The following is a 16,845-nucleotide window of genomic DNA, read 5'->3' on the forward strand; positions in this document are numbered from 1 at the left end:
AACAATTAACGATAAAAGCGCAATAATATTTTACATATTAATGCACCGTAAGGTTCGGGTACATAATTCCGACCTCCTACTAAACGTCTTAGTTCGAGAATTATTATACAGGTGCAATATTATACAAAACTTTAAAAAAACCACCATACTAAGTGTATATTTGAAGCGTTACTAGTTATGATGAGAAGAATTTTACTTTTATTATGTGTGATTGTGCTGCCATTCAGCATGTTGGCGCAAACTAAGAATATAACAATTGATTGGGAAGCTGTTCAAAAGAAGGGTGAAAGTCAAATAAAAAAAGAGAAAAGTATTTCAAATGATCGGGATAAATATCTGGCCGGTATAAATTTAAACCTTAGCGGAAATTCTATAAGCTATCGCCATCAATGGGAAGATAATGGATTTGCAAATCCAAATTCTCTAACCATTTCCAATATAAAGTACGGTACTTTAACTTCTGAAGAACTTAGCAAAATTGATAAGAGTGTAGTGCCCCAAACACTTTCTTATAGCATAGGTAGTTCCAGAGCCCGTGAGGTTATATATACAATTGTTACCATTTCACCCATTGTAAAAACGGGTGCAGGTTTTCAAAAAGTGTTATCCTTTAGCGTTTCTTACACATTTAATAACAGCATCGGTGCAAGTCCTAGAATGGCAATCAATAGTTCGGTGCTGGCTACCGGAAATTGGTATAAGTTTAAAATTGATAAAACCGGTATTTATAAAGTAGATAAGGGTTTTTTGGAAGATTTAGGCATGAACACCAATGGAATAAATCCCAGAAACCTTAAAATTTATGGTCATGGTGGGAAGTCATTACCACTTTTAAACAGTTTGAATACTTTTTTAGATCTTCCGGAAAATTCCATTCAGGTAGTTGGTGAGGCCGACGGTTCTTTCGATAATGGAGATTATATACTTTTTTATGGAATTGGCTCTTTGGGATATGACGCGCAAAATGACACTCATGAAAATCCTTACTCCGATGAGACTTATTACTATGTAACTGCAGACGGGTCGCCGGGACTTAGAGTTCAAGCCTTGAATGAACCAACACAAGATGCAACTGTATTTATCGACCAATTTAATGATTATAAATTCCACGAGGTAAACGAAATTAGCCCCGGAAAGGTTGGCAGACGCTGGTATGGAAATCGTTTTGATATAGAAAGTGAGCAATCGTACGAGTTCGATTTTCCGAATATAGTTGGCGGAGCCCCTCTCGATATAGTTATAAAAGTTGCTTCAGCATCAGAGACAAGTACGTCAATGGCTGTTTCTATAAATGGTGCTACCATGAATCCGCTTGTTTTTGGCACGATAGGGGGTACTCAACTTTTTTCATCTGCTAGATTTAATACTTCAAGTAGTGTTGTAATTCCGGCTTCGGGCGAAACTGTTACAATCGATTTAACTTATAACAATAGTGGGAATCCTTCAAGTGTTGGGTATTTGGACTATATACGAGTGGAAGCATTAAGACGATTGACCGGGGTTTCCGGGCAATTGCAGTTTCGATATAATGAAGCAAAAAACCTTTCAGGAGTAGGAGAGTATCAATTAACTAATGCAACTCAGTTTTCTCAAGTTTGGGATGTTACAAACATCGGATCAATTTCAGCAAAACAAAACGAAGCCAATGCCGATACCTTTAAGTTTAAAACAACATTGGGAGAGCTTCGAAACTACGTAGCGGTCAACCCAAATGATTTTTTTAGCCCTATAAGAGGTAATCAAAGTGTTGTTGGAAATCAGGATTTAAAAGGAACTATTTTCAATGATGAATCAGGGAATTTTAAAGATATAGACTATATAATAATATCACCTCCTTTTTTAATTCAACCAGCACTTCGGCTGGCAAATATTCATAAGGATTTAAACGGGCTAAATGTTAAGGTGGTCACCACCGATAAAATTTATGAAGAGTTTAGTTCGGGGAAACAAGATATTAGTGCCATTCGCAATTTCGTTCGATATGTATATGAAAATGCTTCTTCTCCCGATAAACGTGTAAAATACCTTTGTCTCTTTGGGGATGCTTCGGTCGATTATAAAAATCGACTTGCAAACAACAATAATATAGTCCCGGTCTTTGAAAGACTATTAAGTACGCACAGTTTATCATCTTATATGTCTGATGACTTTTACGGGAATTTAGATATAAACGAAGGTACAATTGGAGGAGAAGTGCCGGATCCTATCACGGGTAATAATTTAAATGACGTCGATAAGTTGGATGTGGCAGTAGGAAGGATTTTAGCCGATAATGTATTGTTGGCAAATCAAATGGTCGATAAAATTAAGAACTATTTATCCAAGCAATCCTATGGAAATTGGCGAACTAATTTTGTGCTAATCTCCGATGATGTGGACGAAACTTATGAGTTTACGGAACTTGAAGGCAATTTAGATGCCTTAGGAGATGAAATTTCTGCTCAAAAACCCTTTATAAATGTAAAAAAAATACATACCGATGCCTATCAGCAGGAAACATCTGCAGGTGGTAACCGCTATCCCCAAGTGAAGGAGGCCATTAAAAACGCGATAGAAGTAGGTGCCTTAATTGTTAATTATTTCGGTCATGGAGGTGAAGATGGCCTGGCCAAGGAATTTATTTATACCAAAGAAGTTGCTACCGATTTAAGAAATAAAGACAATTATCCCTGTATTGTTACGGTTACCTGTGAATTTACAAAATTTGACAACCCATTACGAATCACTGCCGGAGAATTAACCTTTTGGAACAAAGAAGGAGGTGCAATATGCCTGGTAACTACAACCAGATCGATTGGCGTTGATCTTGGAGTGCGTTTTAATCAAACATTGGCATCCGAATTATTTGGCTTTGGAGTAAATGTTCCGGAGACGCCTGCCGAAGCCCTTCGGGTTTCAAAAAATTTAATAAGCGATGATGCACGTCGAGTTATTTTTTTTATTGGTGATCCGGCCTTACACTTAGCCTTCCCGAAAAAAAATATTCGCATTACAACGTTAAATGGAGTTCCATTAGCTCAAGTAACAGAACCTATAAAGGCGTTGGATAGAGTTACAATGGAAGGAGAGGTTGTCGATGAATTTGGCGCGGTTTTAACCAATTATAACGGAGTACTGGAAGCCAAGGTCTACGATAAAAATGTTCAAAGAAGTACGTTGGGTAACGATGGAATTAGAGATGGAAACGGAAATTTGCTTATACTCGATTTTATAACACTCGGTGAAGGCTTATTTAATGGACAGGCTACTGTAACAAACGGTACATTCGAATTTGAATTTGTAGTTCCGAGAGATGCCCAAATCCCGGTTGATAACGGAAGAGTTAGTCTATACGCTCAACGTGACAATGAATTTGAAGATCAAACCGGAGTTAATTTAGATATAAAAGTGGGAGGGCTCAATGAAAATGCGCCGGAAGATAACGAAGGTCCGTTAATACGACTTTTTATGAACGATGAAAGTTTTGTTTCGGGGGGTATTACAAACGATTCTCCAATTCTAATCGCAAAACTGGAGGATGAGAACGGCATAAACACAGCAAGTGGAATTGGACATGATATGATAGCTATTTTGGATGGTGACGAAACCAACCCAATTGTTGTTAATGAATATTATCAGGCCGAAGTAGACGATTTTACCAAAGGGAAAACAACCTATAGACTTCGTGACCTCGAAGTAGGTCTGCACACACTTACGTTTAAAGCTTGGGATGTGTATAATAATTCTTCTACTGCAGACATTCAGTTTATCGTTGCGGGAGATGATACTTTGGCGATTGATAGAGTTTTAAATTATCCGAATCCCTTCGTAAATTATACCGAATTCTGGTTCAATCACAACCGTCCTTTTGAGCCCCTCGAGGTCCAGGTACAGGTATTTACCGTCACCGGAAAAGTAGTTTGGACCAAAAATCAAATAATCAATACAGATGGTTTCTTATCCAGAGATATTGTGTGGAACGGCTTGGACGATTTCGGCGATAAAATAGGAAAAGGAGTGTATGTATATAAGATTACAGTTAAATCTACGTTAACCAATCAGCGAGTTGAAAAATTTGAAAAACTGGTTATCCTTTAAAAATTAAAATTATATTTGTCAAAATTTATACCTCATGAAGAAATTTCTTATACCAATTCTCATTTGTTTTTGCGTAGTTAAAGCCTTTTCGCAAGGAGGAGTAGATCCTACTTCCGGACAGAGAGTGATAACTACGGCTGTTCCATTTTTGTTAATTGCCGGAGACGCACGTTCAGCGGGGATGGGAGATATTGGCGTTACTACTTCAGCCGATGCTTTTTCACAACAATGGAATCCTGCAAAATATGCATTTGCTATTTCAAAACAAGGAGTTGGAGTTACCTATACCCCATATCTAAGTAATTTAGTAAACGATATATTTCTTGGAAATTTAACGTATTATAACCGTATTAGCGAGCGTAGTGCAGTTGGGGCCAGTTTAAGATACTTTAGCACAGGAGATATCGAATTACGTGAAACGGCAGATCAACAACCCTTGGTAGTTAAACCAAATGAGATGCTTTTTGATCTTTCTTATTCGTTACGATTAAGCGATCGTATTGCGATGGCTGTAGCCGGAAGATACATACGATCTGATCTTAAGATACAAGCTTCAAATGAAGATGCCCGAGCGGCAAGTACCTTTGCTGTTGATGTAGCAGGATATTACCAGAGTGAGGAAATAGCCTATAATGATTTCGACGGACGCTGGAGAGCCGGTTTTAATATTTCTAATATTGGGCCAAAATTGAAATACGACAGCGGCGGGCAAGAGAACAACCTGCCTACAAACCTTGCTTTAGGTGGTGGATTCGACTTCATTTTAGATGAATACAATAAAATAGGTACTTCTATTGAAGTAAACAAATTGTTAGTTCCAACACCTCAGGATTTTGATGGTGATGGTGATATCGATGCTTTAGACGATCAGGAATACGAAAGTATCAGCTTTTTTTCAGGGATGTTTAAATCGTTTGGAGATGCTCCCGACGGGTTTAGTGAAGAATTGAAAGAATTCACATGGGCGATAGGTGCAGAGTATTGGTATCAGGATGTTTTTGCATTCCGTACAGGATATTTTAATGAAAGCGATGACAAAGGATCAAGAAAATTCCTTTCTCTTGGAGCAGGATTTAAATATACTGCCATCAATATAGATATCTCTTACTTATTTTCCACTTCGAAAGTTAGAAGTCCGTTGGAAGGAACCCTTCGATTTGGCTTAACGTTCAACTTTGGAGACGAGTACGACGAATATTAATGGTGTGAAAAAAATAATCATTGAAGCCCATTTAGACATTTTCGACTCTATGTCGGAATTGCCTGAAGAAATTCAAAAACTTCTTAATAAGGCGCAGCAAGCACGTGAAAATGCTTATGCGCCTTATTCACATTTTAGGGTTGGTGCTGCGCTTCAGTTAGCCGGCGGAGAAATTATCACAGGAAACAATCAGGAAAATGCCGCATTTCCTTCCGGTTTGTGTGCAGAACGTGTCGCAGTCTTTCATGCGGGATCCAATTTTCCCAATGAGACCATTACCACAATGGCAATTACAGCAAGATCTTTAAATCATACCGTAACTGTGCCAACACCTCCTTGTGGAGCTTGTCGACAAGCTTTGGCAGAGTATGAGGTGAAGCAAAAGAGCCCCATTGCAATCTATTTTATGGGCGAAAAGGGAAAGGTTGTAAGAGCTAATTCGGTAAAAGATATATTACCGCTCATCTTCGATAGTTCTTATCTGTAATTATTTAGGTGATTTTAGAGGAATGCTGTTTTGTAGTCCTTCAGAATATAGTATTTTTGTTATTCGTGCAATCCATTCTCACAAGAATTATTAGAAGTAATAGATGAAAAAAATTACAAAACAAACGTACATAGATTGGTACGAAAACATGCTCTTTTGGAGGAAGTTTGAAGATAAATTAGCACAGGTATATATCAATCAGAAGGTGCGCGGATTTCTTCATTTGTATAACGGACAAGAAGCTGTACTGGCCGGTGCTTTGCATGCGATGGACCTTACAAAGGATAAAATGATTACGGCCTATCGTAACCACGTACAACCCATTGGGATGGGGGTAGACCCCAAACGTGTTATGGCCGAGTTGTATGGAAAAGGAACCGGGACTTCTCAAGGTTTGGGTGGATCCATGCATATTTTTTCCAAAGAATTCCGTTTTTACGGAGGGCACGGTATTGTAGGAGGACAAATTCCATTGGGTGCCGGCCTGGCATTCGGGGATAAATACAAAGGCAATGATGCGGTTACGCTAACTTATATGGGTGACGGAGCTACTCGACAGGGATCTTTACACGAGACCTTTAACCTGGCGATGCTGTGGAAATTACCTGTTGTCTTCTGTGTTGAAAACAATGGTTACGCCATGGGAACTTCGGTAGCACGCACTGCTAATCATACCGATATTTACAAACTCGGATTAGGGTACGAAATGCCCAGCAAAGCGGTAGACGGAATGAAACCCGAAGTGGTCGCGAAGGAGATGGATGAAGCCATTCAAAGAGCCAGACGCGGTGACGGACCTACCTTCCTGGAGATACGTACCTATCGATATAGGGGTCATTCCATGAGTGATGCACAACATTACAGAACCAAAGAAGAGGTTGCCAAAAAGCAGGAGGAAGATCCTATTTCGTATGTTTTGCACCATATTTATAAAAACAAATGGGCTACTGAAGCCGATATTAAGAAAATTGACAAGCGTGTAAAAGATTTGGTGTCCGAATGTGAAAAGTTTGCTGAAGAATCGCCATATCCCGAAAAGAATGTTATGTACGACACGGTTTATGAACAAAAAGATTATCCGTTTTTACCTCACAAATTATAGTTATGGCAGAAGTAATTAACATGCCCCGATTGAGTGATACCATGGAAGAAGGAACTGTGGCAACCTGGCTTAAAAAAGTGGGTGATACTGTTGCTGAAGGTGATATTTTAGCTGAAATTGAAACCGATAAAGCCACGATGGAGTTCGAATCGTTTCACGAAGGAACTTTACTTCATATTGGAATTGCTGAAGGTGAAACTGCAAAGGTTGACACCCTGTTAGCCATTATAGGAAAAAAAGGTGAAGATATAAGTGAATTGATTAACGGAGGCGGTTCTGTTTCTGAAAAGAAAGAAGAAAAAAAAGAAGAAAAAAAGCCAGCTTCTCCTAAATCCGAAGAAAAGGAAGAAGCTACTTCAGAAGCTTCCGAGAAAAAGGCGGAAGAACTTCCCAAAGGGGTTCAGGTGATTAATATGCCTCGTTTGAGTGATACCATGGAAGAAGGAACCGTTGCCAGCTGGTTAAAAAAGGAAGGTGACACTGTTGAAGAAGGTGATATTTTGGCTGAAATTGAAACCGATAAGGCCACAATGGAATTCGAATCGTTCTATTCGGGAACTTTGTTGAAAATTGGTATTGGCGAAGGAGAAACTGCAAAGGTGGATGCGTTATTGGCAATCATAGGACCAAAAGGAACGGATGTTTCAGGAATTAAAGGATCAGGTGGCGAAAAAGCTTCAGAAAAGGCTTCAGAAAAGGCTTCAGAAAAACAACCTGAAAAGTCTTCAGAAGAAACAAAAGAAACACCAAAAGCCGAATCGAAAGATACTGTTTCAAGTTCGCAGCCTCAGGCGGTTAATGATGGCAAACGAATATTTGCTTCACCACTTGCCAAAAAAATAGCCGAAGAAAAAGGAATACAGCTCAATCAGGTGCAGGGAAGTGGTGAAAATGGCCGTATTGTAAAAAGCGATGTGGAGAATTTCCAACCTTCTGCAGCCGGCGGACAGGCATATATCCCGGTAGGAATAGAAAGTTTCGAGGAAATAAAAAATTCGCAAATGCGTAAAACCATTGCGAAACGTTTGGGTGAATCAAAATTCACAGCACCTCATTATTATCTAACGATTGAGTTGGACATGGATCATGCCATTGCTGCACGAAATGCGATAAATGCAGATCCGGACGTAAAAATTTCGTTTAACGACATGATTGTAAAAGCGTGTGCCATGGCATTGCGCAAACACCCGCAGGTGAACAGCCAATGGACCGGCGACGCAACCCGAATTGCCAAGCACATTCATATAGGCGTAGCCGTTGCAGTTGATGAAGGTCTTTTGGTTCCGGTATTGAAGTTTACGGACCAGATGACGTTTTCGCAAATAGGTGCGCAAGTGAAAGAACTGGCCGGAAAAGCACGTACCAAAAAGATAACACCGCAGGAAATGGAAGGAAGTACTTTTACGGTTTCCAATTTAGGGATGTTTGGAATTAAAGAGTTTACCTCCATCATTAACACCCCTAATTCGGCCATCCTATCTGTAGGAGCCATCGTAGAAAAACCCGTAGTAAAGAATGGTGCCATCGCAATTGGAAATACCATGACGGTGACACTGGCATGCGACCATCGTACGGTCGATGGAGCCACAGGAGCTCAATTTTTACAGACACTGCGTCAGTATGTTGAGAACCCTGTGACCATGTTCGTATAATTTTAATAAAAATTAAGCAATCCCGCTATCTTCAGAAAACCTGAAAATAGCGGGATTTATGTATCTTTAGATTATGAAAAATATTATCATCACAGGGACCAGCAGAGGCATTGGTTTCCAATTGGTCAAGTTGTTCTCGAGTGCCGGATACAATGTATTGGCACTTTCCAGAAATGCAAAACCAATTACCGATTTAAAGCTTCAAAATTGTACAGCGATTTCCTGTGATCTTACTAAGAGTGATGATATTGCAAAAGTTTCAGAATTTATAAAAGCAAACTGGGATGAAGTTGCTATTCTGATTAATAATTCGGGGTATCTGGTCAATAAATCTTTTTCAGAAATAAAACTTGAAGATTTTAAACAATCCTACAATGTGAATGTATTTGGTGTGGTTTCTATTATTCAGGTGGTTCTCCCATTTATGAAACAAGACGGACACGTAGTGAATATAAGCAGTATGGGCGGTATACAGGGGAGTTTAAAATTTCCGGGACTGAGTGCGTACAGCAGTAGTAAAGGCGCATTAATAGCGCTTACAGAGTTGTTGGCCGAAGAATACAAGGAAACCGGGCCTGCTTTTAATGTGTTGGCTTTGGGAGCTGTTCAAACTGAAATGCTGCAGGAAGCCTTTCCCGGTTATAAAGCACCGGTTACAGCTTCAGAAATGGCAGCCTATATCTACGATTTCTCACTTAATGGAAACAACTTTTATAACGGGAAAATATTACAGGTTTCAAGTTCAACTCCGTAGGCATGACAAGTATTCTAGAGAAATATATCCCTCAAGGTTCGGTACAAACCGTGTTCGAACTAATTAAAATGAATAATGTCCACCTAAAAATAGTGAATGAGCGTGTAACACGTCACGGAGATTATCGGAAATTGCCTAGCGGACAACACCAAATAACGGTGAATGCCAATTTGAATCCGTATCGTTTTTTAATTACATTGGTGCATGAGATTGCGCATTTGGTGGCCTTTACAAAGTTTGGCAGAAGTATTAAGCCTCATGGGAGAGAGTGGAAGATGACGTTTCAACAGTTAATGTTGCCCTTTATTCGCCCCGAAATATTTCCGAATCAATTATTGCCATTACTGGCACTTCATTTTAAAAATCCGAAGGCAACCAGTGATACCGATGCGCGTTTGTCGCTCGCGTTAAAGCAGTACGATCCTGCCAATGATAAAAACTATATCTTTGAAATTCCTTACGATGGCTTGTTTAAATTGTACAATGGAAAGGTTTTTAAGCGAGGGAATAAGAGAGTAAAACGTTATGAATGTTTGGAAGTTGCAACAGGTCGATTGTACCTTTTTAATCCCAATGCCGAAGTGGAATTTTTAAAATAAATGAATGAATACTAATTATTACGCCGTAATTATGGCCGGGGGAATTGGCTCTCGATTTTGGCCGGTAAGCACACAAGAATTTCCGAAGCAATTTCACGATATGTTAGGGACAGGTCAAACTTTGTTGCAAAAGACGTTCTCAAGATTAAATGCCATTGTTCCTGCCGAAAATATTTATATACTAACCAATGACAGGTATCTCGATTTAACATTGAGTCAGTTGCCCGAAATTACAACAAAACAAGTTGTTTTAGAGCCTGCTATGCGCAACACCGCACCCTGTATTCTGATGTCGGCTTTAAAAATTCAAAAGGAGAACCCCGATGCACTTATGTTAGTTGCCCCCAGCGATCATTGGATAGAAGATGAGGCAGCATTTATTGAAGATGTTCAAACCTGTTTTAAAGCATGTGAGGAGGACAATATATTGATGACCTTGGGAATTCAACCTACTTTTCCAAATACAGGTTATGGTTATATTGAAAGTGATAAAAGCAGTGATAATTCAATTAAAAAAGTGAAACAGTTTCGGGAAAAACCCGATTATGAAACTGCCAGGCAATTTATAGCTGAAGGGAATTTTCTATGGAATGCAGGTATTTTTTTATGGAGTGTAGAAAGTATTACAGCGGCTTTTCAAAAAGAGACGCCTACAATGTATACACTTTTTGCAGACGGATCTCCGTTTTATAATACGGATAATGAAAAAGAATTTGTCGCAACACATTACGAAAAGGCGGAAAATATATCGATAGACTATGCTATTATGGAAAAATCGGACAATGTCTTGGTAAAGCAGGCAAGCTTCGATTGGAACGATTTGGGAACCTGGGGAGCACTCCATGATAAAATGACCACTGATGCATCACAGAATGCTGTAGTGCGAGCAACACCTCATCTTAAAGATGCAATGGGAAATATGATCTATACAGCTTCGGAAAAGCTTGTAGTGATTGAAGGAATTAGTGATTATATTATTGTAGACAAAGAAAATGTATTACTTATTTATCCGAAGGAAAAGGAACAAAACATAAAGAATTTATCAAAGGAAATATCCGATACATTTGGCAACGAGTATACGTAAGGAAACACACAATGCTGCCATTTTATTTGAGTGCAAAAGCAACAAAAGATGACTGAAAATACGAAGCAAGACCAACCCATAGAAAATTCGAGGTTAACGACTTGGATTGGAATTAAAAAATTTCTATCCGAATTGCTCGATATTCGAATTGACACAGACCGGGATGCAACCATTGAAGCCGTAAAGAAAGATATTCCGTTTAAAGGGCATACAGCCTGGATTTTAATATTTTCAATCTTTGTCGCCTCCATTGGGCTTAACGTAAGTAGTACGGCCGTGGTTATTGGTGCGATGTTAATATCACCCTTAATGGGGCCTATTGTTGGCGTTGGCTTGGCCGTAGCAATTAACGATGTTGAAACATTAAAACGATCGTTAATCAATTTGGGAGTAATGGTTTTTCTAAGTGTTTTAACTGCTTTTTTATATTTTAAATTATCACCACTTACCGAAGAAACACCCGAATTATTAGCACGTACCTATCCAACTATTTTAGATGTTTTGGTAGCCATATTTGGTGGATTGGCTTTGATCGTGGCTAAAACCAAAAGTGGAACCATAGCCAGTGTAATATTTGGTGTGGCTATCGCGACCGCTCTTATGCCGCCATTGTGTACGGTAGGATATGGTTTGGCGATAGGAAATCTGAGTTATGCCGGAGGAGCAATCTACCTTTTCTCTATCAATGCGGTTTTTATCGCCCTGTCCACATTTATTGTGTCAAAACTATTGCGTTTCCCCTTGGTACGTTACGCCAATTCCAAACGCCGTAAGCGTATTGCTCAGTTTGCGTCTCTAATTGCATTGGTTGTAATGGTACCCAGTGTCTATTTATTTATCAACCTTTTAGATGAACAGGTTTTTGAAAACAGAACCAAAGATTATATTAAAAATGTGGTTCGGTACGATGGAGCCGAAGTAGTTAAATTTACGCAAGATTACAAAACGAAAGAGATTGCGATTTACCTTATTGGAAGACCGGTGCCAAACGATGAGATTACTAGCTGGATATCGCAACTTAAAGAAACGGAAAAGTTAGAAGAGGTGCGTTTACGCGTTTATCAGGGTACCGACCAAAGCGGGGAGTTGGCTGCAAAATTATCGAACGAGGTAAAGGCCGGAATTTTGGAAGATTTATATGTAAAGAACGAACAACTATTGCAGGATAAGGATTCCAGAATTACTTTTTTAGAAAACGAAATTGCCAATTTGAAGATAAATAATGTTCCTTTTAAGGATTTAAGTGAAGAAGTGAAGATTAATTATGAGGATATTGAAACCTTTAGTTACTCCAGCAAGATTACCACCAATTTCAAGAAGACGGACACGCTACCCGTTATAAATGTTAAATGGAATAGAAACGTATCGACAAGAAGTAAGAAGGAGCAAATGCAGCGATTGGAAGCATGGCTTAAATTTAAAATGAAACTGGATACGCTCAGCGTCGTGGAATACCCATAAAAAAAGGAGCCGAACGGCTCCTTTTTTATTAGGTAGTTTTGTGCGAATTAATTCTTCACAAACTTATAAGACACTGTTTGTTTTTCAACTTCAAGTTGAATAAAGTATACACCTGACTGTAGAGAAGAAACATCCAGATTGTTTTGAACAGATATTTTTGTTTTTAGAATTACTTTTCCGTTTACGTCAATAACTGAAATTGGAGTGTTTTCCAATCCTTTTAATGAAAAGTTTAGCATATCACGGGTAGGATTCGGATACATGCCGATTCCGTTTTTCTCAAAGTCGGTTACTGCCAAAGTTCCACTTCCTTCCACAATAATGTGAGTGGTATTAGGATCTGGATTATTAAAAGTATCCACAATTCCGGAAGGCCAGCGAATAATCATTTGATCGATAGAAGTACTGCTTCCAATTCCAAAATGTCCTAAAAGAGAATTCATATGACTAAAGCCTTGCCCTGAACGGATTTCACGAATTTGCATTCCCCAGTCTCCATAAATTTCGATACGAGCACCAATTCCATTGGTGTTACTTTGTACGCCTTCCAAACCTACTTTTACCCAGTTGTTAGAATTTCCTTGATTTAACCAAAGATCACCATCGTTAACAACATCTAGGAAACCATCGTTGTTAAAATCACCAATAGCACCTTCGTCAAAAGACAAATTGATGCCGGTAAAGGTCATATCGCCATTGTTGATGTACAACTCTTTGGACAGTTCAGAAAAAATATCCACAAATCCATCGTTATTAAAATCCCCGGCTTGATTTTCCCAAGCCCCCAGATCGTTAGCGTCAATTCCGCTAGCTGCAATAACGTCTGTAAACATTCCGGTGCCATCATTTTCCATTAATCGGTTTTGGAAATCATGATTTACTATAAAGGCATCGAAATCACCGTCGTTGTCAAAGTCTTCAAAAACAGTAGCCCAGGATTGAGCATTGTCTCTCATATTAATGTCTAAGGCATTTTCGGTATAAGTTCCGTCACCATTGTTCGTATACATGGCATTATCACGGTTTTCATCTCCCGGAGGTGCACCACCTCTACATTTGGTAAGATACATATCCAAATCGCCATCGTTATCATAATCTACCCAAATAGCTGCATAATTTCCGGGTCTGTCCAAAGTTTGAATTAGATTTTGATCTAAAATCATTGTTTGTCCGCCATCATTTCTGTACGGATGACTTTCATCAACATCATGACAAACGAAGGCATCAATATCGCCATCATTGTCTATGTCGGCAAAGGTAGAACGCTGACTAAAGATGTACTCATTTTGTTGATCTAAAATATAATCGGTACCGTCATTATTTGCAAATAAAAATGCAACTCGAGATCCGTTACCCAATACTAAATCATTGTACCCGTTTTTATCTATATCAGCTGCAGCAACACTCCAATTGGGAGGATACTCAATCGTCATGGCGATAAAGGTTGAAACGAAGCTTCCGTCGGCTTGTTGATAATCAATACCAATTCCACCGTCAGTTACACGAACGTAATCATCCAGATAATCACCATTCATATCGACTGCTACTTCAGATGAATCGGGATAATTACCTAATAACCCGCCGGTATTTATAAAGGAGACCTGGGCAATTAGGGATGCACCGCACAACAACGCGATGCCAATAAGTAAGTTGTTTTTCATAATATGAATGTTTTTAGAAGTTTTAAAAATAACTTAAAATATTTGATTAGCACAAGGTTAGCAGGCAAAATTATTGCTCCTTAATTTGTATATCTCTTATTTTTTTGAATAAATCGGAAGAATAAACAAAGTTCGTGACATCTTCGTCGCTAGTTTTAAAGATATCTTCATTGGTGCCTTGCCAAACTAAGATGCCGTCTTTTAACAGGACTATATTTTCACCAATTTCCATTACCGAATTCATATCGTGAGTAACTACAATGGTTGTTATATTGTACTCATGAGTAATTTCCTGAATTAGGTTATCGATTACGGTAGCTGTTTTTGGATCTAAACCCGAATTGGGTTCGTCACAGAATAAATACTTTGGCTTATTTACAATAGCTCGTGCAATAGAAACTCGTTTTTGCATTCCACCGGAGATTTCTGCGGGATATTTTTTATTGACGTTTTCGAGATTAACACGTGCTAACACTTCGTTTACTCGTGCCAACATTTCACTTTTCTTCTGAGTGGTGAACATTCGTAACGGAAACATAACGTTCTCTTCGATAGTCATAGAATCGAACAAAGCTCCACCTTGAAAAAGCATCCCAATCTCTTCCCGTAAGCTTCGTTGTTCGTCATCATTCATATCTTGAATTGCTTTTTCTTCATAAAAAATGCGCCCTTCATCGGGTTTAAACAAGCCTATGAGACATTTCAGTAATACTGTTTTTCCACTACCACTTTGCCCAATGATAAGATTCGTTTTACCCTTTTCGAAAGTGGTGGAGATCCCTTTTAAAATCTCTTCTTCGCCAAAACTTTTATGTATGTTTTCTACCTGAATCATTAGCTTAATAAAAGTTGTGTTACAATGTAATTGGCCAATATAATTAGTACACTGGTCCAAACAAAGGAGTTGGTGCTTGCTTTTCCGACTTCAAGTGCGCCACCTTTCATAAAATAGCCCTGCCATGAGGGGACTGTAGCTAAGATAAAAGCAAAGATGAAAGTTTTAATAAAGGCGTAGGTAAGATGAAAGGAATCAAAATTTTCCTGTAAACCGGATATAAACTGGTTAGAACTTGCAAAACCTCCATAGACTGTTGCCATCCATCCCCCTAAAATTCCGAGGAACATAGATACTGCAATAACAAAAGGATAAATCATTAAGGCAACAATTTTTGGAAATACCAGGTAATTGAGTGAGTTGATACCCATGACCTCTAGTGCGTCAATCTGCTCGGTCACTCGCATAGAGCCAATACTGGAAGTAATAAATGAACCTACTTTCCCTGCCATGATGATAGACATAAAGGTAGGAGCAAACTCGAGAATAATTGACTGTCTTGTTGCGAAACCAATAAGAGATTTTGGGAGCAGCGGATTGTCAAGATTTAGGGCCGTTTGTATGGCTATTACACCTCCCACAAAGAAGGATATAAATGCCACAATACCCATAGAACCAATGATGAGATCATCAATTTCTTTGAATATTAATTCTTTTAACACCGATCTTTTTGTGAAGCTGCTAAATACTCGTCTGAGCATTATAAAATAAGAACCAATATCTTTAAAATATTTCATAGATAATTTGCTTGTGCTAAAGTAACAAAATTAGCCGAGTGTGCTCCGAAATATTTCCGCGGATGTTTTGAAGTTATCTCGAAAAAAGTGCCTTTATTTTATGATATACTTCAGTATTTTCATAAACTCCTCCAAAGAGTTCCCGGCCGGGTCCTTCAGCAAAAAGAGGTATTAGTGTAGCGGAATGTCCCGTGGTAGAAAAGGTTGGCTTAATTTTGCTGTAGTCGCCATTGTCGGTCGCAAGAGTAAAACCTCCCGTTTCGTGATCTGCCGTAACCAGGACTAAAGTCTCGCCATTTTTTTTGGCAAAATCCAAAGCAACGCCTATGGTTTTTTCAAAATCCAATTGTTCTGCGATGAGATAGGCAGCGTCGTTGTCATGTCCTCCCCAATCAATTTGCGACCCTTCCACCATTAGAAAGAAACCATTTGGATTTTCAGAAAGTGACTCGATTGCCATTTTTGTAACGTTGGGAAGAAAATCTCCCCGACCTTCCAGTATGGTTGGCATGGAATTATTAGCCAATAAAATGGCCTGTTTGTCTTTGGTCAATGATTGTGGCAGGGAGCCGGTGGTAACTTCAAAACCTTGCTTTTTTAGTTCTTCAACAAGATCTTTTTTGTCCTTTCGTTTATTGAAAAATTGCAAGCCACCGCCTGCAAAGAAATCGATCCCGCTCGATGGTAAAAACTCGGCAATTTCTTCATACATACCTCTGGATTTTACATGTGAATAGAAACAGGCGGGCGTTGCATGGGTGATGGAAGAGGTGGCAATAATTCCTGTTGCCACATTTTTTTTTGAAACATACTCAGCTATTGTTTCTATGGTGAGGGTATCTTGAGTAACGCCAATGGCTCCGTTGTATGTCTTAACCCCGCTGGCATAGGCGGTAGCACTCGAGGCCGAATCGGTTACTACATCATCTGAGGCCGATGTTTTAATAAGCCCTATTACGGAAAATCGTTCAAAATTCGACGGATTTTCATTAAAATAAAAACCTGCCGAAATCTGACTCAAGCCCATCCCATCTCCGATGAGTAGAATAATGTTTTTCGGTTTGTTATTAATAATAGTTTGTTGAGCCGATACATTCTGGGGGTAACCCATTAGTGTAAAAAAGATGGCAATAAAAAACAATTTGGGGATACAATTATACATGTTGCAATATTTGTAGGGTAAAGATAAAAAGAA

13 protein-coding genes are annotated in these 16,845 nt (G+C 38.9%); 9 read left to right on the forward strand and 4 right to left on the reverse strand.

The window, feature by feature from the left end; genetic code table 11:
- Positions 1-177: 177 nt before the first annotated feature.
- From porU to ATE92_RS07810, 9 genes are all read left to right on the forward strand, one after another.
- A complete protein-coding gene (porU, locus tag ATE92_RS07770) occupies positions 178-4,077 on the forward strand; it encodes a type IX secretion system sortase PorU (protein WP_232729134.1) in 3,900 nt (1,299 codons plus the stop codon).
- 34 nt (positions 4,078-4,111) lie between these two features.
- Positions 4,112-5,278: a type IX secretion system outer membrane channel protein PorV gene (gene porV / locus ATE92_RS07775; protein WP_100803161.1), complete on the forward strand. Its 1,167-nt coding sequence runs from the start codon at positions 4,112-4,114 to the stop codon at positions 5,276-5,278.
- A 4-nt stretch (positions 5,279-5,282) separates the two neighbouring features.
- A complete protein-coding gene (cdd, locus tag ATE92_RS07780; protein ID WP_100803162.1) occupies positions 5,283-5,765 on the forward strand; it encodes a cytidine deaminase in 483 nt (160 codons plus the stop codon).
- A 103-nt stretch (positions 5,766-5,868) separates the two neighbouring features.
- A complete protein-coding gene (gene pdhA, locus ATE92_RS07785; protein WP_100803163.1) occupies positions 5,869-6,867 on the forward strand; it encodes a pyruvate dehydrogenase (acetyl-transferring) E1 component subunit alpha in 999 nt (332 codons plus the stop codon).
- A 2-nt stretch (positions 6,868-6,869) separates the two neighbouring features.
- Positions 6,870-8,519, forward strand: coding sequence for a pyruvate dehydrogenase complex dihydrolipoamide acetyltransferase (locus ATE92_RS07790; protein WP_100803164.1), 1,650 nt, complete (start codon positions 6,870-6,872; stop codon positions 8,517-8,519).
- Positions 8,520-8,592: 73 nt separating this feature from the next.
- On the forward strand, positions 8,593-9,273 hold the full coding sequence (locus ATE92_RS07795; protein ID WP_100803165.1) for an SDR family oxidoreductase: 681 nt from the start codon (positions 8,593-8,595) through the stop codon (positions 9,271-9,273).
- Positions 9,274-9,275: 2 nt separating this feature from the next.
- On the forward strand, positions 9,276-9,872 hold the full coding sequence (locus ATE92_RS07800) for a SprT-like domain-containing protein (protein WP_100803166.1): 597 nt from the start codon (positions 9,276-9,278) through the stop codon (positions 9,870-9,872).
- Between the two features lie 4 nt (positions 9,873-9,876).
- Positions 9,877-10,956, forward strand: coding sequence for a mannose-1-phosphate guanylyltransferase (locus ATE92_RS07805; protein ID WP_100803167.1), 1,080 nt, complete (start codon positions 9,877-9,879; stop codon positions 10,954-10,956).
- A gap of 48 nt (positions 10,957-11,004) precedes the next feature.
- Entirely contained in the window at positions 11,005-12,417 is a 1,413-nt protein-coding gene (locus ATE92_RS07810; RefSeq protein ID WP_100803168.1) for a DUF389 domain-containing protein, read from the forward strand.
- Between the two features lie 47 nt (positions 12,418-12,464).
- Here ATE92_RS07810 and ATE92_RS07815 read toward each other — a convergent pair whose 3' ends face one another.
- The 4 genes from ATE92_RS07815 to ATE92_RS07830 form a co-directional block, all read right to left on the reverse strand.
- The gene (locus ATE92_RS07815; RefSeq protein ID WP_100803169.1) at positions 12,465-14,078 is read right to left on the reverse strand and encodes an FG-GAP-like repeat-containing protein; all 1,614 of its coding nucleotides are present in this window, start codon (positions 14,076-14,078) and stop codon (positions 12,465-12,467) included.
- Between the two features lie 70 nt (positions 14,079-14,148).
- Positions 14,149-14,913 (reverse strand): ABC transporter ATP-binding protein, encoded by a 765-nt coding sequence (locus ATE92_RS07820; protein ID WP_100803170.1) that lies wholly within the window; start codon positions 14,911-14,913, stop codon positions 14,149-14,151.
- Positions 14,913-15,650 (reverse strand): ABC transporter permease, encoded by a 738-nt coding sequence (locus tag ATE92_RS07825; RefSeq protein ID WP_100803171.1) that lies wholly within the window; start codon positions 15,648-15,650, stop codon positions 14,913-14,915. Before ATE92_RS07825 ends, ATE92_RS07820 begins: the two co-directional genes overlap by 1 nt.
- A 73-nt stretch (positions 15,651-15,723) precedes the next feature.
- Entirely contained in the window at positions 15,724-16,812 is a 1,089-nt protein-coding gene (locus ATE92_RS07830) for an alkaline phosphatase (protein ID WP_100803172.1), read from the reverse strand.
- Between the last annotated feature and the right edge of the window lie 33 nt (positions 16,813-16,845).

Source organism: Ulvibacter sp. MAR_2010_11, assembly GCF_002813135.1.
Lineage (GTDB): Bacteria > Bacteroidota > Bacteroidia > Flavobacteriales > Flavobacteriaceae > Altibacter.